Raw genomic sequence first — 19,954 nt, 5'->3', positions numbered from 1 at the left:
GATCCACCGCTATCGAGGGCAAGCCCCCTCCTACATTTGGCCCGATCAGGCCAATCAGGCTTGCGTCAATGCTTTTACAGCACGCTCAAAACGATCCAGGCCTTCGTTGATATCCGCCTCTTCCACCACCAGGCTTGGCGCAAAACGCACCACGTCCGGGCCGGCTTGCAGAATCATCAGGTTCTGTTTCTCGGCGGCGTTGAACACGTCCTTGGCCTTGCCCTTGAACGCATCGCTCAGCACGCAACCGATCAGCAGGCCCATGCCGCGCACTTCGGTAAAGATGCCGTACTGCTTGCCTATCTGCTCCAGGCGCGCCTTGAACAGGTCGTGCTTGGCGTTGACGCCAGCCAGCACCTCGGGAGTGTTGATCACGTCGATCACCGCTTCGGCCACCGCGCACGCCAGCGGGTTGCCGCCGTAGGTGGTGCCGTGGGTACCGACCACCAGGTGCTTGGCCAGGTCTTCACGGGTGAGCATGGCCGCAATCGGAAAACCGCCGCCCAGGCTCTTGGCGCTGGTGAGGATGTCCGGCACAACACCGTAGTGCTGATAGGCGAACAGATGACCGCTGCGGCCCATGCCGGTTTGTACTTCATCGAATACCAGCAGTGCGTTGTTGGCGTCGCACAGCTCACGGGCACCTTGCAGGTAAGCCAGTTCAGCCGGCAGCACACCGCCTTCACCCTGGATCGGCTCCAGCACCACGGCACAGGTCTTGTCCGACACGGCGGCTTTCAATGCAGCGAGGTCGTTATAAGGAACGTGGGTAATCCCGGTAATTTTAGGCCCGAAGCCGTCAGAATACTTCGACTGACCGCCGACATTGACGGTGAACAGGGTACGGCCGTGGAAGCTGTTCAGCGCAGCGATGATCTCGTACTTCTCGCTGCCGAAACGGTCGAACGCCACGCGACGGGCCAGCTTGAACGCGGCCTCGTTGGCCTCGGCGCCGGAGTTGCAGAAGAACACACGTTCGGCAAAAGTGGCGTCGATCAGCTTATGCGCCAGGCGCAGGGCCGGCTCATTGGTGAACACATTGGAGACATGCCATAGCTTGTTGGCCTGTTCGGTCAGTGCACCGACCAGCGCCGGATGGGCGTGGCCCAATACATTAACCGCGATGCCGCCGGCAAAGTCGATCAGCTCGCGACCGGCCTGGTCCCAGACGCGTGAACCTGCGCCACGTACGGGGATGAAGGCGGCAGGTGCATAGTTGGGCACCATGACCTGGTCGAAATCGGCACGTTGCACCGGGGCTTGCTCAACGGACATCGGAGTCTCCTGAAGAGGAACGCCTGCCTGGAACTGGCGGGCGATGCAGGGATTGTAAGGACAGTTTTCAGCGCCACCTTGCCGCCAAGCGACAACTTCTTATAGCGCCAACCCCGGTTTTACGCGGGTTTACGGCAATGCGACATATTGCGTCGCAATGGCGCAGTGTAAACCAGCACAGCTTGTTTCGGCAGGACACCCAAAAAACAGATCACGCCGCGCTCGTTGCAATAACCCAGTAGCCCCCCCGCCTCCTCGTGCGCCGATTTACTGGTGCTTTACCACGCACAAGGATTGGCACCATGCCTGACTCTGCAGAACCTACTCCGCACACCAGTCCCTCGTCCCAGCCCGACAGCCACTATGAACCGCTGATAAATGCGATTCCGCGCTGGCTGGGCGAGACCTCTCTACGCCGTCGCGAAGCACTGGGGCTGGTGCCTCCAAGCCTGCCGCCAGCATTGCGCGACGCCTCCTTGGTCAGCCAGGACGAGCTCAAGCAGCTGGCCACCGCTCACTGGGAGGCGCAAAACAGCGTTGAAAAAGCACTGGCCGGCCTGTTGAGCGCCAAGGACTTTGCCGAGCCGATTCTCACCCTGGCCCTCAAGACCCAATTCGGCCTGGAGCTGGATGTACGCGAAACCTTCCTGCGCCTGTACATCCCGCAGACCATTCCCGGCTTTCCCATCCGTTCGGGGGCCGCCCGCACCTGGACCGTGTCCCTGCTGGACGCTGCGCTGCACAACTTCGAACACAAGGAAACCCAGGCCGACGCCCATGAAGCCGTTTCGACCTTTATCACCCGCCCTGATGCCAGAGGCCACTTCGACACCTTGCCGGCCATCAAGCGCGTACTGTCGATCAGCGCCTTCATCCAGTTGTGCCGGGATCTCGACATCGGTGCCCTGTATGCGGTTTACCTGCGAGAACAATTGGGCTTGAACGAACCGGTGGCCGAAGCCGCCTTGCGCCTGAAAGTCGAACGCAGCCAGAAAGCCCAACTGCAGGCCGCCCTGCAATGGGCATTGATCACAGGTGACATCCAGCCCGGCTACCAGCGCCTGATCCAAGGCCTGCTCGACGGCGTGAGCGGGCTACGCCTGAACGGCCAATTGCTGCGCTACCACGATCTGAAACTGATGGATGCAAGCCTGCCCGGCATCATCGTGTTCGCCCCTGACCTTGAGCTCTCGCGCACGGCGACGCGGGTGGTGGCGTATGTGCCGGGCGACCCCGAGCATCCGATCAAGGAATACTCCTCGTCCCAGGCGATGCAAAAAGAACTGGTGCGCCAACTGCGCGATGAACAGTACCAACGCTTTTTCAGCCGGTTTGTACCCCATGAACAACGCGGGCATTTCTTCGCCAACCTCAGCCAACTGCTCGGCCAGGTCACCTGGCATCCGCCCGAGGCCGGCAGCAGCCAGCCAAGCTGGCGCCAGACCCCAACCGACAACCCCCGCGTGCGCTTTGTCGCGACCCCTGGCGGCAGCGACTTTTGGCGACATCAGTACCAGCGTAGGCTCAATCAACTACTCAACGACGCGCGCAGCACCGCCGTCAGCACGGCAAGCGCCGACCGCAAGGCGCGCTGGGCGCTGTGGGATTCATTCGTGAATGTCGCGTCCTCGATCCTGAATGCGGCCGCGTTGATCGTCGCCCCCTTCGTGCCCTTCGCCGGTGAATTGATGATGGGCTACATGGTTTATCAACTGCTGGATGAGGTGTTCGAAGGCGTCATCGACTGGGCCGAAGGCTTGGGCACCGAGGCTGCAGGGCACCTATTGGGAGTGGTCGAGGCACTGGTGCAATTGGGCGCCTTCGCCGTGGGCGGCCAGATCGCCATCACTGAGTTTCGCAAGGCCCTGCCCCAGAGCGTCATCGCCTTCATTGACCGCTTTACGCCAGTGCGACTGCCCAAGGGCCAGGTCCGTTACTGGAAACCCGACCTCAGTACCTACGAACACGCCATCAGCGTGCCGCCTGGCAGCTACCGCGAGCCGACTGGGCTGTACCCCTACCAGCGCAAGAAGCTGCTGGCGCTGGATGGAAAAATCTATGCGGTGGAAAAAGACCCGGTGTCTTCCACGCTGCATCTGCAACACCCGTCCCGCCCCGAAGCCTATCGCCCGTGGGTACGCCACAACGGCCACGGCGCCTGGCACACAGAACTGGAAGCCCCGTTGCGGTGGGACCAAAAAACCCTGCTGCAGCGCCTGGGCCATCCGGTGGATGGGCTCAGTGACGCCGACCAGGCCCTGGCGCTGAACATCAGTGGTGTAGACCCGGACGTGCTGCGCAAAATGCACGTCAACGGCGAAGCACCTCCGGCGCTGCTGCTCGACACCCTGGACCGGCTGCGGGTCGACCGCGAGATTCAAAACCTGATCACGCGGCTCGCCAGCGATGACCCCGCGCAATATGGCCGCGTTGACCCGCAAGCCATCCTGCAATTGCTCACCAGCTACGGCGACTGGCCGCACCGTCACTGCCTGCAATTTATCGATGGGCAGGGCAACACAGCCTGGACCTTTGGCGACGAGCAAATGCCCGTCATCCGCATTCCTGAAAGCCAGTTGAACAACGGTGACCTGCTCAAGGCCATCCTCAAGCACTTGCCTGCCCAGGACGCCGCCGAGGCCTACGGTGCCCCTGTTGGCGATACAAGCCTGAGCCTGGAGACACGCGCCAGCCATCTGCGCAAGAAGCTCGCGGCCACCGCCAAGGAGAAACGTGCGGGGCTGTTCGAGTCCCACTACGGCACCCTGCAAGCCACTCATAACCCACGAGTCCAGCGCCTGATCGATGCCGCCCCTGGGCTGCCCGCTAAAGTCGCGCAAGCCCTGCTGGAGAACGCTACCGTCGAAGAGCTGCAAGCGCTGGGCAACCAGCAAACGCCATTGCGCCTCCGGCTACTGGCACGCAGTGCGCAGGCCGAAGTGCGGGTGTGCCGTGCTTTCGAAGCCTTGCACTTCGGCGCCTCGACCTGGGACAGCGAGCGCCTGGCCTTGCACTCCTTGACCCAACTGCCGGGAGGGTTGCAGTCATTGCGCCTGGAGGTACGCAACTACAGCGTCGATGGCCCCGTGCGCGACCGCATCGGCGACCCCGAGGCGTCGCAAGTACGCACCCTGGTACGCAACGATAATGGCCAATACACGCCCTACAACGGCAGCGACGCGTTGTCACCTCCGTCCGACCTGTACGCGGCCATCCTGAGCGCCCTGCCAGAGGCCCAGCGCAATACCATCCGGATAGAATCAGGCTCCGGTTCACGACTGCGCGAGCGCCTCCTGCGCCATCCCATCATGCGGAACACACTGCGCGAGCTGCTTGCCGCCGACCCCGTGCGCAAACCTTACTATGACCCGCAGACCATGAAGCTGCTGGGCGGTATGGACGGCTATCGCGCCCAGCCCGCCCTGGGCGACAGGTTGCCCACAGCCGCCGAACGATTGCGCGAGCTGTTTCCTCAACTGGACGATGACCAGATACAGGCCGTGCTCGAACATATGCAATCTCTGCCAGGCGGAGCCCCCAACCAACTCGGCCTGCTGCGCGCAGAGCGCCAGACGCTGCGCAACAACCTGCAGGCGTGGCAGGCCGCCATCCCGACGCATCTGCCTGCCGAGCAACGCTATTACGAAACCCATACGCGCCGTCTGATCGCCGACCAGCTGGAACAATGCTGGCGCCGGGAAACCGAGCGGGATGACTACTTCATGAACACCGAGCTGGACGGTTTTACGCTGAGGCTTCACGCCCCGCTATTAACCAGCCTGCCCGAACTGGGCACAGCCTTTCGTCATGTGTCACTGCTATCGGTGGCCGGCGGCAGCGGCCTGGAAGGCGTCGAAACTCTCTTGCGCAATTTCCCCTGGCTGCGCAGCCTGGAACTGCGCAATATCCCACTTGGCGACCTGCCGCCCCCGATCTTCACAATGCCCAGGCTGAACAGCCTGACTCTGGACGACTGCAACATAACCCTGACCGGGCAAAGCCATGCGCAGTTGAACGCGATGAAGGGTTTGAATTCGCTGGATCTGCACCAAAACCCCCTGGGTTTGATACCGGATGTCGAGGGCATGCCCGACCTGACACTGCTGGACTTATCAAACACACAGATCGAGCGCTTGCCCAACGGCCTGCTGAGCCGCCCTCGTCTGAAGGCCGCGTGGCTGAACAACAACCGCATCACCGAATTGCCCCTGGGCCTGTTCAGCCTGACGCCCGACATCGCACATGGTTTCGATCTGTCCGGCAACGAGCTGAAACCGCCGGCCCTGGAACAGATCAAGCGCTATGCCCAGAACTACAATGAGTCATTCACCGCTCAGGCGCCCAGCGCGGAGCGCGCCAGGGTCCTGCAGTTGTACCCGACCTTTCTCGAGGCCGAAGCCGATCACTTTCTCTTTCGCCTGCCCGGGACCATGGCCGACATCGCCCCTGCCCTGGCCCGCCTGGAAGCCGAATACGCGCAACTGGACACCGACCTGCAGCAGTGGGCCCTGGACGTACCGGCTCGCCACCCAATCCTGGACATCAGCCTCGACGAACAAACCGCCGCCGAGGAGCAACTGGCGCGCCGACGCTTCAAAAGCTTGCTGGAAGATGCCTGGCGCCGCGAAAGCGAACAGGACGAGGAAAACCTGGAGGAGCAATTCACCCACGCAGTGGTGATCGAGACCAGCACCATGGGCCCACTGCCGCAATTGCACGCCCGGTTTGATCATGTGACCTCCCTGGAACTCATCGGCAACGGCCTTACCAATGGTGTCGACGGAACCCTGCGCTGCTTCCCCAAACTGCAAACCCTGATACTCAGCCGGTGCACCCTGGGCAAGATCCCCGACGCCGTTGGCCAAATGCCCGGGCTCACCACCCTGAGCCTTGAGCACTGCGAGGTCACCCTGACCCCGACGGACGTAAACGTGCTGGATAACGTACCCAACCTGGGGTTTCTGAGCCTGCGAAACAACCGGCTGGTGGTCGCCCCGAATGTCAGTGGGCTCAACCACTTGGGCGCGCTCTACCTGGGCAACACGCAGATCAACGAAGTGCCACACGGGCTATTCCAACTCCCCGAGCTGCATACGATAGACCTGAGCAATAACCTGATCAGCGAAATTCCGGCCGATCTGCTGGAGTCGACCACACCCTACAGTGAAGACTGTGATTTCAGCGGCAACCCCTTGTCGCCCCAGAGCCTGGATTATCTGCGACAGCACTACGTGCGCACTGGCATAGACTTTCAAGTGACAGAAGCCACCGTCGACGCGCAAGGCGTGCCCCTGGTGGTAGAAACACCGCCGCCGATGGAGGAGTGATCAACCGCGCTCGGAAGGCACCGAGGACAGTTCGAAGGGGCTGCTGCTGCGGCGTTGGTTACGATCTTCACGCGGGGTGGCGCCGAAGAAATTGCGATAGGCGCTGGAGAAGTGCGGCCCCGAAGAGAAGCCACAGGACAGGCCGATCTGGATGATCGACTTGCTGGTTTGCATCAGCATCTGGCGGGCCTTGTTCAGGCGCAGCTCCAGGTAGTACTGACTGGGGACGCGATTGAGGTATTGCTTGAAGATCCGTTCAAGTTGTCGTCGCGATACACATACGTGCTGGGCGATTTCGTCGGTGGTCAACGGCTCTTCGATATTCGCCTCCATCAGCAGCACTGCCTGGGTCAGCTTCGGATGGCTGGAACCCAGGCGGTTTTGCAGCGGAATGCGCTGGCGCTCGCCGCCCTCACGGATGCGCTCCACTACCAGTTCTTCCGACACCGCACCGGCCAACTCGGCGCCGTGGTCACGGGCCAGCACCGCAAGCAGCAGGTCAAGCACCGACATGCCACCGCAGGCAGTAAGGCGATCACGGTCCCAGTCGAACAGATGGCTGGTAGCGATGACCTTGGGGAAGCGCTCGGCAAAATCGTCCTGCCAGCGCCAGTGCACGGCGGCGCGGTAGCCGTCGAGCAAACCCAGCTGGGCCAGCGGGTAGACACCGGCAGACAAACCACCGATCACACACCCGGCACGGACAAGCTGCTTGAGTGCAGTGCCGAGTTGGGACGCAATGACGGTAGGGGGTTCGTCCGCCAGCAGGAACAGCTTCTGGAAGCCCTCGAGCTTACCGGCCCATGGCTCGCCGGGCAGTTGCCAGGCCCCTGGGGCGGCCGGCTCGGCGAGCAGGAACGACAGCTCGTAGACCACGTCCGGATGCACCCGCTGGGCAACGCGCAAGGCCTCCTCAGCCAGCGCAAGCGTGAGTGCTTTTGTGCTGGGCCAAATCAGGAAACCAATTTTGTGGGCGGTCATGGAGTGCTATCCGAAGCGAAAACAGTGAAAGAAGCCGTGGGCCAATGCTAGCCCGTAAACCAACACAAATCTCAAAAACAATGAAGACCTGCTCTCCTGTAGGAGCGAGCTTGCTCGCGAAAAACCTTAGAACGCCGCCGGGTATCAGGCTTCCCGCGTTATCGTTGACGATCTTCGCGAGCAAGCTCGCTCCTACAGGGGTTGAGTGGCAGTCTTGATTATTTCAAGCTACCGGAGAGGAACTGCTGGAGACGCTCGGACTGGGGATTGACCAGCACTTCCCGCGGATTGCCGCGCTCTTCAACAATGCCTTTGTGCAAGAACACCAACTGGTTCGACACTTCACGGGCAAAGCCCATCTCATGGGTCACCACCACCATGGTGCGGCCTTCCTGGGCCAGGTCCTGCATGACCTTGAGCACTTCGCCCACCAACTCAGGGTCGAGCGCCGAGGTCGGCTCGTCGAACAGCATCACCTCCGGCTCCATCGCCAGGGCACGGGCGATCGCCACGCGCTGTTGCTCGCCGCCGGACATATGCCCAGGGAACGCATCCTTGCGATGGCCTACACCGACCTTGGCCAGATAGTGTTCGGCTTTTTCACGGGCGTCTTTCTTCGACATGCCGAGCACATGCACTGGCGCTTCCATCACGTTTTCAAGCGCGGTCATGTGCGACCACAGGTTGAAATGCTGGAACACCATGGAGAGGCGCGAACGCATGCGTTGCAGTTGCTTGGGGTCGGCTGCCTTCATCGCGCCGTCCTTATTGGCCACCAGTTTCAGCTCTTCGTTATTGAGCAGAATCTTGCCGGCATGGGGCTGCTCCAGCAGGTTGATGCAGCGCAAAAAGGTACTTTTGCCCGAACCACTGGAGCCGATGATGCTGATCACATCACCGGCCGCGGCGGCCAGGGACACCCCTTTGAGCACTTCATGACTGCCATAGCGTTTATGCAGGTCTTGGACTTCAAGTTTGTACATGCGGTCGGTTCTCACAAAAACAGGTGGTCAGTCGTTGAGCAAGCGCCCGTGACGCAGCGCTTCGCGCCCCGCCACCTTGGCCAGCCAGAAACCCGCTTGGGCATAACGTAGCCGTTCAACGGCAAACAACACCCCCGAGGTGCCAGCGCAGATAATGCTGACGCGGTCTTCCAGGGGATCAATCACTTCAAAAATCGGCTCGCCACTTTCCACCCAGTCACCGGCCTTGCGCAGGTAGCTGATCACCCCGGCGTGGGGTGCAAAGAGCAATTCGGTGCCTTCGAAGGGCACGCCTTCACAGGGTTCGTGTTGCGGCGCAGGCCACTCTCCCTTGATCAGCCCCTGTTCGGCGAGAAACGCCAGGATGCCTTCGGCGTGGAAGATGGCTTCATCGCGCCCGGTGTCGGCCTGGCCGCCCAGTTCCAAGGTCGTGGCCAGGCACGCCAACGGAATCTGCGCCTCGGGGAACGCCCGGGACAAACGCAGCCAAGGCAACGAGCACGCCTCATCAAACGAGCTGCCACCGGAATCTTCCGCCAGCAGGCCGACCTTTACATTCAAATGTGCCGACAACGAGCGCCACTGCGGCCAGTGCTGGGGCAGCGCGTACATGTGCAACGCCGCTTCGGCGTCGCAATGCAGGTCGAGCACTATGTCAGCGGTACAGGCGTGGCTGAGCAGGATGCGCTGCATGCCCTGCAATTGGCTGCTCGGCTCGGGCAAGGCGCTGAGCGTATCGCTCATGGCCTGGCGGATCATGCGCACGTTGGCGTGTGGGTCGTCACCCAGTTTGCCTTGCAGCAATGCGCCGACCGGCTCACTCAACTCAACGAAGTCGCGATTGAAGTTCTTGCCGCTGCCTACCTCGAAACGCCCCTGGTGGCTGCCCTGCAACAACTGGCCAAGGCCCATCGGGTTTGCCACCGGCACCAACTCGATCACGCCGTTAAGGGCGCCCTGCTGTTCCAGCTCTGTGAGGCGTTTTTTCAGCTCCCAGGCGGCGCGCATACCCGGCAACTCATCGGCATGCAGGCTGGCCTGGATATAGGCCTTGCGCTCGCCACTGCCGAAGCGGAACACGCTCAGCTGGCGCTCGCAGCCCAGGTGGCCCCAGGGCAACAGATGATCAATACGTTCCATATCAGTGCTTCCGTGGAGCCAGGTAGCTCAGCCAGCGGCGCTCGGCCAACTTGAACAGGCGCACCAGGATAAAGGTCAGGCACAGGTAGAACACACCAGCGGTGATATAGGCTTCAAACGGCAGGTAGTACTGGGCGTTCACCGTGCGCGCGGCACCGGTGATGTCGATCAGGGTCACGATGGAGGCCAGGCTGGTGGTCTGCAGCATCATGATCACTTCGTTGCTGTACTGCGGCAGCGCGCGGCGCAGGGCCGACGGCAGCAGGATCCGGCGGTACAGTTTGTAGCGCGACATACCCATCGCCTTGGCCGCTTCGATCTCACCGTTAGGCGTGGCCTTGAGGCTGCCGGCAATGATCTCGGCAGTGTAGGCGCTGGTGTTGATCGCAAAGGCCAGGCACGCGCAGAAGGTCGCGCTGGACAACAGCGGCCACAGGAAGCTCTCGCGTACCGCTTCGAACTGGGCCAGGCCGTAGTAGATCAAAAACAGCTGCACCAGCATCGGCGTGCCGCGAATCACGTAGGTGTAGAGCCAGGCCGCGCCGTTGACGATCGGCTGCTTGGACACCCGCATCAGGCCCAGGGGCAAGGCCGCGAGCAAACCGAAGAACAGCGAGATGGCCAGCAGTTTCAGGGTGGTCAGCAAGCCGCCAACGTACAGCGGCATGGCCTCCCAGATGACGTTGTAGTCGAAGATCATAGATCAGCCGCCCTTACGCCTACCGAGTAGCGCTTCTCGAGGTAACGCAAGGCCAGCAACGACACGCTGGTGATCACCAGGTACATCGCCGCCACTGCGAGGAAGAAGGTAAAAGGCTCGCGGGTGGCATCTGCCGCCTGCTTGGCCTTGAACATCATGTCTTGCAAACCCACCACCGAAATCAGCGCGGTGGCCTTGGTCAATACCAGCCAGTTGTTGGTAAACCCGGGGATCGCCAGCCGAATCATCTGCGGCACCATCACCCGGAAAAACACCTGGAAGCTGCTCATGCCATACGCCAGGCCGGCTTCGGCCTGGCCCTTGGGAATGGCCATGAAGGCGCCACGGAAGGTTTCCGAAAGATAGGCGCCGAAGATGAAACCCAGGGTGCCGATACCGGCGGCCAGGGGGTTCAAGTCGATATAGTCGTCAAAGCCCAGTAGCGGCGCGACGCGGTTAAGCAAGTCCTGGCCGCCATAGAAAATCAGCAGGATCAGCACCAGGTCGGGTATCCCGCGGATCACCGTGGAGTACAAGTCACCCAGCCAAGCCAGCCAGCGCACCGGCGACAGGCGTAACGCGACCCCGATCAGACCCAGAACAATGGCCAAGGCCATGGACGACAAGGCGAGCTGAAGCGTCAACCATGCGCCATCGAGGATAACGGCCCCGTAGCCTTTCAACATGATTCAGGTCCTCGAAAAGGGGGATGAAAAAATGGCGCAAACTTCAGGATGACTGTTGCTTGCGCCATTTCGGACAGACAGCTGCGACTATTTACTTGGCATCAGCACCGTAAATATCGAAATCGAAGTACTTGTCCTGGATTTTCTTGTATTCGCCGTTGGCGCGGATCGCGGCAATCGCTGCGTTGATACGCTCAAGGTTTTCCTTGTCGCCTTTACGCACGGCGATACCAATACCGTCGCCGAAGTATTTGGCTTCGGTGAACGACGGGCCTACAAACGCGTAGCCTTTGCCGGCGTCGGTTTTCAGGAAACCGTCCTGCAGCAAGGTAGCGTCAGCCACGGTACCGTCAAGACGACCGGCAGCAACGTCCAGGTAGATTTCGTTCTGGGTGCTGTAACCCTTGATATCCGCACCTTTTGGCGCCAGGACTTCACGGGCGAAACGGTCGTGGATGGAACCGCGCTGCACACCGATCTTCTTGCCCTTCAATTCATCCAGGCTGTCGCTGACGGTGGTGCCTTCCTTCATCACCAGGCGCGCTGGGGACAGGTAGTAGCGGGTAGTGAAGTCCACAGACTTCTTGCGGTCATCAGTGATGGACATGGACGACAGGATTGCGTCGATCTTGCGCACTTTCAGCGCCGGGATCAGGCCATCGAATTCCTGCTCGACCCAGGTGCATTTCACGTCCATCTGCTTGCACAGCGCGTTGCCGATGTCGTAGTCAAAACCGACGATGCTGCCATCCGGCGCCTTCGAGGCAAACGGAGGGTAAGCCGCTTCGATACCAATTTTCAGTGGCTTGCCTTCGGCGAAAGCCTGCATGGACAGCACGGACAGCGCCAGGGCGCCCAACAGCACGAGTTTCTTCATCTTGGGACTCCATCGGTATAGGGCAAAAACAGCAGTATGAGCCATGGCCCACGATGCGGCGAAGGTGTAACCGAATAGCGGTGCTGCGTCCTGCGCGGGCGACACCTGCGACGACGAGCGAGTGATCGGCATTCTAACGACAGGCCGGAAGCCGATATTTCCTCAATGCGACAACTATTTACAGAAGCACTGAGAAAGCGGTTCCAGCTCATTGACAGCCTCTGGATTTTGTGCAGAGACAAAAGATATTAAACCCATTGGTACTGCAAATTGCGGGCCTATTATTCGCAAACCCTTCTGGCACGGCAAGTGTGGCGTTTAATCTTATTTATTGGGGTGTCTAAAGCGCGGTTTTTAGGAGCGCAGGCGTGGTGCAATGCCCCAGGTTTGGCCGGGGGGTTACACATTTGCGCCTGGCGGTAACATTCTGAAACGTCCTACCGTGGAAATCGATATTTATTGGTTTGGTGGTTATGCGTCATCAACGCTCGCCATGGAGTGCAATCCAAATGTGGGAGGGGGCTTGCTCCCGATAGCGGCGGGTCAGCCGGTATATCTGGCACTGACCCACCGCAATCGGGAGCAAGCCCACATTGGTTTCTTGTTAGTTTCAAGACCTCATTAAAAAGCCCCACCCGGCTCACACCGAATGGGGCTGTGTCCCACCAACTACGCCTTACGCGACGTTCATGGTCTTGTGCGTCTCAATCAAATGCGCCACCACCCCTGGATCGGCCAGGGTGGAGATATCCCCCAACCCGTCATATTCAGCCGTGGCGATCTTGCGCAGGATGCGCCGCATGATTTTCCCCGAACGCGTCTTCGGCAGCCCCGGCGCCCACTGGATCACATCCGGCGAAGCAATCGGGCCGATTTCCTTGCGCACCCAGTTCTTCAGTTCCAGGCGCAACTGCTCGCTTGGCTCCTCGCCACCGATCAGGGTGACGTACACATAGATGCCCTGCCCCTTGATGTCATGCGGCACACCCACCACCGCCGCCTCGGCGACTTTCGGGTGGGCGACCATGGCGCTCTCGATCTCGGCAGTGCCCATGCGGTGGCCGGACACGTTCAACACGTCATCCACACGCCCGGTGATCCAGTAGTAACCGTCCTCGTCACGACGGGCACCGTCACCGGTGAAGTACATGCCACGGAAGGTCTTGAAATAGGTATCGACGAAGCGGTCATGGTCGCCGTACAGCGTACGCGCCTGGCCCGGCCACGAATCGAGGATCACCAGGTTGCCTTCGGCGGCGCCTTCGATCAGGTTGCCCAGGTTATCCACCAACGCCGGCACCACGCCAAAGAACGGGCGTGCCGCCGAACCCGGCTTGAGCGCATGGGCGCCCGGCAGCGGGCTCATCATGTTGCCGCCGGTTTCGGTCTGCCACCAGGTGTCGACGATCGGGCAACGGGATTGGCCGACGTTCTTGTAGTACCAGTCCCAGGCTTCCGGGTTGATCGGCTCGCCCACCGAACCGAGCAGGCGCAGGCTGCTGCCGTCGGCGCCTTCGCAGGCGGCAGTGCCGGAAGCCATCATGGCGCGGATCGCGGTCGGAGCGGTGTAGAGGATATTGACCTTGTGCTTGTCGACAATCTTCGCCACCCGGGTGATGTCCGGGTAGTTCGGCACACCTTCGAACAGCAGCGTGGTCGCGCCATTGGCCAGAGGGCCGTAGACAATATAGGTGTGGCCGGTGACCCAACCGACGTCGGCGGTGCACCAGTAGATTTCGCCTGGGCGGTAGTCGAACACACGCTCGTGGGTCAGGGCTGCATACAGCAAGTAGCCGCCGGTGGTGTGCTGCACGCCCTTAGGCTTGCCGGTGGAACCGGATGTATAAAGGATGAACAGCGCTTCTTCGGCGCCCATTTCTTTGGGCGCGCACACGGTGCCCGCCACTTTCATCAGGTCTTCATACCAGATGTCGCGATGCTGGTTCCACTTGATCGCACCATTGGTGCGCTTGCACACGATGACCTTCTGGATGCTGCTGGTTTCCGGGTTGGTCAGAGCGTCGTCGACGTTGGCCTTCAGAGGAATCTTCTTACCGGCGCGGATGCCTTCGTCGGCGGTGATCACTACCTTCGACTTACAGTCGATGATGCGACCGGCCAGGGCTTCCGGGGAAAAACCGCCGAACACCACCGAGTGGATCGCACCGATGCGGGTACAGGCCAGCATGGCGACCACGGCTTCGGGGATCATCGGCATATAGATAGTCACCACGTCGCCGCGGTGCACATCCTGGCCACGCAGTGCGTTGGCGAACTTGCAGACTTCTTCATGCAGCTCGCGGTAGGTGATATTGCGGCTCTCGGCAGGGTCATCGCCCTCCCAGATGATCGCGATCTGGTCGCCACGTTCGGCGAGGTGACGGTCCAGGCAATTGTAGGAAACGTTCAAGGTGCCATCGGCAAACCACTTGATGTCGACATGGTGGTCGTCGAACGAGGTCTGCTTCACCGCGGTGAAAGGCTTGACCCAGTCAAGGCGCTTGGCTTGCTCACGCCAGAAGCCATCGGGGTTGACCACCGACTGCTGGTACATGGCCTTGTAGGTTGCCTCGTCGGTCAGCGTGTTGGCTGCTACTTCGGGGCGAACGGGGTACAGGGAAGCCGCACTCATCTTTCTTACCTCGGTGACATAGTTGTTGTTGTATGGCCCCTGTTGTAGCCGGGGTGGGCCTATAGAACCATTCGACGATGGTAGTAACAAGACCCTACAAATTGCCCTGCTATGCCGGGTTACCGCTCTGGCCCGCAGCCTGTGGCGCTTTGCGGGTGACTGAAAAAACTTTGATCGACCGATTGTTACAAAAACCGCCAAAGGTGTTTATCAAAAGCACGGGTATATGAATATAACGCGCAGGCTTAGAATCACTTCCGCCAACCAAGGCACTGTGATTAACAACGTAACAGCCCCCACGAAGGCACGTTAATCCGAACTTCCCAACTTTTAAGTTACACACGCGGCCTCACAAGGGCCCCGTGACCCCTTTCGCCCTGAAGAAGGTAATGAAGAAATGAAAGCTCTATTAGTTATGGTCCTCAGCAGCTTGTGCGCCACCGCCGCCCTGGCCGACGAGGCCCCGACTGAGCTGGCTGGCCAGAATGCACCGATCGTTGAGGACTACACCTATAGCACTCACTTGGATGTGGCCAAAGTAGTGTCCATGAGCAACATCCCGGAAGTATGCGAAGTTGTACCGGTGAAGATGGAATATGAAGATTCGCAAGGTCAGCGGCATATTCTTAATTATCACGTGATGGGGAATGGTTGTTCTAACGGATAACAGCAATTCAAGTTGGAAGCTTATTCGCCGCAAGAAATCGCTCTTGCGGCAAAGGCTCGATTCCTGTCACCCCCGCGATCAAACTGTGGGAGGGGCGGTGAGACGATTCGACTTGCTCCCGATAGCGGCGCCAGCCGTACCGATGCCATCCGATCTTTCAGTGAACCCAGTCCTCGTAAGACAACCCCGCTACACGACTGAATTCCCGGACGTTGTTGGTTACCAACGTACATCCCGCAGCAATTGCATGCCCGGCTATCGCCGTGTCATTTTGACCGATGATCGACCCTTGCCCAGTCAAGCTTCGCTTCACCTCAACCGTCGCGTCCACCGCTGCCAAGCCCCAAGGCAATACCTCATCGAGCCGCTTCACAAACTCATCGACTAACGTCTTGTGTTTGGGCGAAGCCTTTTTCCCAATCTGTCCATATCGCATTTCGGCATAGGTTATGGCCGAAATCACGATTCGATTGCTCCTCGCGACCTCCAATGCCAGTCGCTCAAGCACACACTCGGGCCGTTCACGCATGATGAATGAGCAAATGCAGGTATCCAGCATGTATGTCGTCACAGATTGAACCTGCCTTCATCGCCAATAACGTCCTGACGCTCCTGAAGAAAATCTTCGTCCGCCTTGGGCAGTTCACGCAACGACCCCCAGCTAGGTCGTACAGGTCGCAACGTAATCGTATCTCCGTTGCGGGTGATTTCGAGTTCGCCGACTCCCTCATAGGCCATGTCGTTTGGGAATCGAATAGCCTGGTTCTTTCCGTTTTTAAAAATCGAGACTGTGCGCATGATTCAGCTCCTACCTATGCCTGACATATGCAATGTAGAGATACGTAGAAGCCTATGCAAGACATATGGCAATTCGCCGACAATCGGAGATGTGTGCCAGTTGCTAAAAAACTTGCGGCAGCAACACCCCGTAAACTCTCACCCCGGCTTAAAAAGCGTCCTTTTTGTTTCTGATCAGTGACCATCCGCCACAACACAAACCCAAATTTTTCCCTATAATGCGCGGGTAAATCGGGCCTGCAATATCCCTTTACACAGGGATGAACAGCCAGACCTGAGGCATCCCGCACCTACTGCTGCGCCCCTCAAGCCTCACGCAGAGCACCCGTAGCCCTATTCCGTTTAATGCGTGCGCTAGCTGCAACAAACGATTCCTTAAGATCCACCGCGGCCTTTGGGCCGTGTGAACACCCAACCATCCGGTTTCACACGGGCACCTTTGAGCCCTCACGCAGGAGACGACACGTCATGCTGAGCTGGGACGAATTCGACAAAGAAGAAGAAGGCGAAGTAGCCGCCAAAGGCGCCAACGCCGGCCACGCCACCGAAGCCAACATGGACCGCCTCGACGGTGCCGGCGCCGCCGCCGCCATCGAAGCCCGCGCCGTCACTGCCAGTGATTCGGCCGCCATCGTGCGCGCCAAGGCCGCCCTGGACAAACTCGACGTCGCCGAAGGCCTCGCCGAACTTGAAGGCGCCTCCGCCCGCGTCGCTGTTGACGAAAAACGCATGATCAACTGCCGCGCCGACCTCAATCAACTCGTACCCTTCAAGTACGACTGGGCCTGGCAGAAGTACCTCGACGGCTGCGCCAACCACTGGATGCCGCAAGAGGTCAACATGACCGCCGACATCGCCCTGTGGAAAACCCCCGAAGGCCTGACCGACGACGAACGCCGCATCGTCATGCGCAACCTCGGCTTCTTCTCCACCGCCGACTCGTTGGTCGCCAACAACCTGGTGCTGGCCGTCTACCGCCTGATCACCAACCCGGAATGCCGCCAGTACATCCTGCGCCAGGCCTTCGAAGAGGCGATCCACACCCACGCCTACCAGTACTGCATCGAATCGCTGGCCATGGATGAAGGCGAGATCTTCAACATGTACCACGAGATTCCATCGGTCGCCAAAAAGGCAGCCTGGGGCCTCAAGTACACCCGCTCGATCTCCGATCCGAAGTTCGAAACCGGCACGGTCGAGACCGACAAGGAACTGCTGCGCAACCTGGTCGCCTACTACTGCGTACTGGAAGGCATCTTCTTCTACTGCGGCTTCACCCAGATTTTGTCCATGGGACGCCGCAACAAGATGACCGGCGTGGCCGAGCAGTTCCAATACATCCTGCGCGACGAGTCGATGCACCTGAACTTCGGTATCGATGTGATCAACCAGATCAAAATCGAAAACCCGCACTTGTGGGATGCCGAGATGAAGGAAGAAGCGACCCAGATGATCCTGCAAGGGACTCAGTTGGAGATCGAGTACGCTCGCGACACCATGCCTCGCGGCGTGTTGGGCATGAACGCGGCGATGATGGAGGACTATTTGAAATTCATCGCCAACCGTCGTCTGTCGCAGATTGGTTTGAAGGAAGAGTACCCAGGCACGACTAACCCGTTCCCGTGGATGAGCGAGATCATGGACTTGAAGAAAGAAAAGAATTTCTTTGAGACTCGGGTGATTGAGTATCAGACGGGTGGGGCGTTGAGCTGGGATTGATTTCTGAGCCAAGCAACACCATGAAGCCCTGACTTGTTCAGGGCTTTTTTATGCACGATGAATTGCCACTTTTTGAAGTACATCACATCAAGCACCTGGCCCAGAAGGGTTCGGATCGCATCACCAATGCTGTAGCCTTGTGCCCCAACTGCCATCAGCGTTGTCACTGGTCGAGTGATCGGGACGCTTTCACCGAAGGGCTTTACGCCAAAATCGGAAGGTTGGCACGGGAGTAGACTCCTGCTGTCACACCTGATGCATGCACAAAAAATACTAGATAGGAACGAGGCCAACCCGTGAACCCAGACATGCTCGAAGCCGGCCCCGCAGACGCCAAAGTACTTTCCGTCTTTGACTTCGACGGCACCCTCACCCACCACGACAGTTTCGTGCCCTTCCTCAAGTTTGCCTTTGGCCCCGGTGAGTTTTATGGCCGGATGGTCAAACTGGCGGTACCGGGGCTGCGCTTTTTGGTGCGGCAGATCAGCCGGGATGAGTTGAAAGCGCAGTTGATCCGCACCTTTATGACTGGGGTGGAGAAGACGTGGGTGCAGCAGAAGGCCGAGGAGTATTGCCAGCGCAATTGGGCGCGGTTGATGCGCCCGGCGGGGGTGTTGTCGGTGGAGCAGGAGTTGGGCTCGGGAGCGGTGGTGACGCTGTGTTCGGCGTCGCCGGCGTTGGTGTTGCAGCCGTTTGCAGATCGGCTTGGGATCCGCTTGATCGGGACTGAGCTTGAGGTTGTCGACGGGGTGTTGACCGGCAAGCTCACCGGGAATAATTGCCGTTGTGAGAACAAGGTGCTGCGGCTTGAGGCGGTATATGGGGATTTGGGCGAGTATCGGCTGAGGGCCTGGGGCGATACGCGGGGGGATAGGGAGTTGCTGGCGGCAGCGCAGGACGCGCATTTTCGGCATTTTCATGCGAAGAAGAAACGGCGGGCTCGGTTGCAGCGGTGATGCGGGTGGGTGGGGTTGGCGGGGGGACCGAGGCGATCCCTTCGCAGCCTCGCTGGGGCTCGACAGCTCCCACAGTTGACCTGTGTAGCTCGGGAGAGCTATGTCGTAGCTTTGAGGTCCACGCCCAAGGCTGTTGCGAAGGCTTTTACCATCGGGCTTCTCGGCGCGTTGTGGCGCAGGATCAGATTGAAAGCGGTGTCCAGATGAACCTGCTCCGAGCACAGTGCGCGCAGGCGCCCTTCCCTTACCAGCGTTGCGGCGTAGTGTTCTGGCAGGAAACCGATGAAGCGGCCTGTAAGGATCAGGATGGCGACGGCTTCGACCTGGGAGGCTGAGGCGCACTGGCTGTCGTAGTGGACGAAGTTGGGCTTGTCGCGGTGGATCGCGTAGCGATGGTTGACCACTTCGTATTGGCGCAGCACGTCCGGGGTGATGTCGCTCGAGGTGAACAGCGGGTGCCCTACGGCGCAGTAGGCGTGGGCCTTTTCTTCGTAGAGCGGGAAGTAGTCGAATTCTTCGCGGCGCTGGTACACGGGGACGATGCCGACGATCAGGCGGCCTTCGACGACGCCGCGTTCAACTTCGTCCAGTTGCGAGGCATGCAGGCGTAATCTTATTTTTGGCGATTGGCGATGTAAGTTACCCAAAGCGGTAATCAGCGGGGAATTAACGTCAGAAACGGTGTTATCAATAACGCCGACACTAAGGTCGCCAATAAGCTCATTTTGAGCCGAACTAAGCTTGTCGCGAAAACTGTCCACCGAGGTGAATAACTCAATGGACGCTTGATACACCAACTTGCCTTCCTCGGTCAGCCCGAACCCTTCCCGGCCCCGTGTACACAGGCGCATGCCGATGCGGATTTCAAGGTCGGAGATCTGTTTGCTGATCGCCGCCAGGCCCACATTCAGTTCGTTTTGCGCGGCACTGAAACCACCGGCTTCGACCACGGCCATAAATACCCGCAGCAGTTTGAAGTCCAGCCCGCTCAGTTGCAGGGGCGGTCTAGTGCCGGGTTTGGGTGGCAGGTTTCCAGAAGTGGAAAGTGGAGTTTCCATAATACGCGTTGACCTCAAGTGCCATATTCAACAGGCTTCAACCCAATCCTTGAACATAGCCAGGCGGCGATAATGAACATAAACATCCGCCCTTGGCAACCTTGAATACGGCGCGTCAGACGCTGGTTCTGCATCGATGAAATTCTGTTGCTACT

General features: G+C 59.6%; 15 protein-coding genes and 1 pseudogene. 5 read left to right on the top strand and 11 right to left on the bottom strand.

The features are described 5' to 3' along the window. Positions 1-54: 54 nt before the first annotated feature. Positions 55-1,275 (bottom strand): aspartate aminotransferase family protein, encoded by a 1,221-nt coding sequence (locus KVH01_RS15860; RefSeq protein ID WP_217882016.1) that lies wholly within the window; start codon positions 1,273-1,275, stop codon positions 55-57. A gap of 302 nt (positions 1,276-1,577) precedes the next feature. On the opposite strand from KVH01_RS15860, the gene KVH01_RS15855 reads away from it, so the two are divergent. Beyond that, positions 1,578-6,602, top strand: coding sequence for a leucine-rich repeat domain-containing protein (locus KVH01_RS15855; RefSeq protein WP_217882015.1), 5,025 nt, complete (start codon positions 1,578-1,580; stop codon positions 6,600-6,602). Here KVH01_RS15855 and argR read toward each other — a convergent pair whose 3' ends face one another. The 7 genes from argR to acs all read right to left on the bottom strand — a co-directional run bounded on the left by argR (position 6,603) and on the right by acs (position 14,601). Continuing rightward, positions 6,603-7,583 (bottom strand): transcriptional regulator ArgR, encoded by a 981-nt coding sequence (gene argR / locus KVH01_RS15850; RefSeq protein ID WP_217882014.1) that lies wholly within the window; start codon positions 7,581-7,583, stop codon positions 6,603-6,605. A gap of 218 nt (positions 7,584-7,801) precedes the next feature. Continuing rightward, the gene (locus tag KVH01_RS15845) at positions 7,802-8,566 is read right to left on the bottom strand and encodes an ABC transporter ATP-binding protein (protein WP_003214336.1); all 765 of its coding nucleotides are present in this window, start codon (positions 8,564-8,566) and stop codon (positions 7,802-7,804) included. Positions 8,567-8,593: 27 nt separating this feature from the next. Further along, positions 8,594-9,706, bottom strand: a complete 1,113-nt coding sequence (locus KVH01_RS15840; protein ID WP_217882013.1) for a succinylglutamate desuccinylase/aspartoacylase family protein — start codon at positions 9,704-9,706, stop codon at positions 8,594-8,596. 1 nt (position 9,707) lies between these two features. Further along, positions 9,708-10,406 (bottom strand): ABC transporter permease, encoded by a 699-nt coding sequence (locus KVH01_RS15835; protein ID WP_124401645.1) that lies wholly within the window; start codon positions 10,404-10,406, stop codon positions 9,708-9,710. Continuing rightward, complete coding sequence (locus KVH01_RS15830; RefSeq protein ID WP_003193627.1) at positions 10,403-11,092, bottom strand: ABC transporter permease; 690 nt, start codon at positions 11,090-11,092, stop codon at positions 10,403-10,405. Before KVH01_RS15830 ends, KVH01_RS15835 begins: the two co-directional genes overlap by 4 nt. 91 nt (positions 11,093-11,183) lie before the next feature. Further along, entirely contained in the window at positions 11,184-11,969 is a 786-nt protein-coding gene (locus tag KVH01_RS15825; RefSeq protein WP_043050341.1) for an ABC transporter substrate-binding protein, read from the bottom strand. Between the two features lie 676 nt (positions 11,970-12,645). Further along, positions 12,646-14,601 (bottom strand): acetate--CoA ligase, encoded by a 1,956-nt coding sequence (gene acs, locus KVH01_RS15820; RefSeq protein ID WP_043050340.1) that lies wholly within the window; start codon positions 14,599-14,601, stop codon positions 12,646-12,648. 397 nt (positions 14,602-14,998) lie between these two features. Between acs and KVH01_RS15815 the strand changes: the two genes are divergently transcribed. Then, the gene (locus KVH01_RS15815; RefSeq protein WP_217882012.1) at positions 14,999-15,268 is read left to right on the top strand and encodes a DUF2790 domain-containing protein; all 270 of its coding nucleotides are present in this window, start codon (positions 14,999-15,001) and stop codon (positions 15,266-15,268) included. Positions 15,269-15,425: 157 nt separating this feature from the next. On the opposite strand, the gene KVH01_RS15810 is transcribed toward KVH01_RS15815, so the two are convergent. Beyond that, a complete protein-coding gene (locus KVH01_RS15810; protein ID WP_043050338.1) occupies positions 15,426-15,839 on the bottom strand; it encodes a type II toxin-antitoxin system VapC family toxin in 414 nt (137 codons plus the stop codon). After that, on the bottom strand, positions 15,836-16,066 hold the full coding sequence (gene vapB / locus KVH01_RS15805) for a type II toxin-antitoxin system VapB family antitoxin (RefSeq protein ID WP_043050337.1): 231 nt from the start codon (positions 16,064-16,066) through the stop codon (positions 15,836-15,838). Before vapB ends, KVH01_RS15810 begins: the two co-directional genes overlap by 4 nt. A 468-nt stretch (positions 16,067-16,534) precedes the next feature. Between vapB and KVH01_RS15800 the strand changes: the two genes are divergently transcribed. The 3 genes and pseudogenes from KVH01_RS15800 (at position 16,535) to KVH01_RS15790 (ending at position 18,741) form a co-directional block, all read left to right on the top strand. Next, positions 16,535-17,785, top strand: a complete 1,251-nt coding sequence (locus KVH01_RS15800) for a ribonucleotide-diphosphate reductase subunit beta (RefSeq protein WP_057023889.1) — start codon at positions 16,535-16,537, stop codon at positions 17,783-17,785. A 47-nt stretch (positions 17,786-17,832) separates the two neighbouring features. Beyond that, positions 17,833-18,021 (top strand): annotated as a pseudogene (locus KVH01_RS15795) (HNH endonuclease); the annotation flags it as partial. 72 nt (positions 18,022-18,093) lie between these two features. Further along, positions 18,094-18,741: an HAD-IB family hydrolase gene (locus tag KVH01_RS15790; protein WP_124380199.1), complete on the top strand. Its 648-nt coding sequence runs from the start codon at positions 18,094-18,096 to the stop codon at positions 18,739-18,741. 98 nt (positions 18,742-18,839) lie between these two features. On the opposite strand, the gene KVH01_RS15785 is transcribed toward KVH01_RS15790, so the two are convergent. Beyond that, entirely contained in the window at positions 18,840-19,799 is a 960-nt protein-coding gene (locus KVH01_RS15785; RefSeq protein WP_217882011.1) for a LysR family transcriptional regulator, read from the bottom strand. Between the last annotated feature and the right edge of the window lie 155 nt (positions 19,800-19,954).

Origin of the sequence: Pseudomonas khavaziana (assembly GCF_019145205.1) — a bacterium.
Taxonomy (GTDB): domain Bacteria; phylum Pseudomonadota; class Gammaproteobacteria; order Pseudomonadales; family Pseudomonadaceae; genus Aquipseudomonas; species Aquipseudomonas khavaziana.
This window is presented reverse-complemented; position numbering and strand designations above follow the sequence as displayed.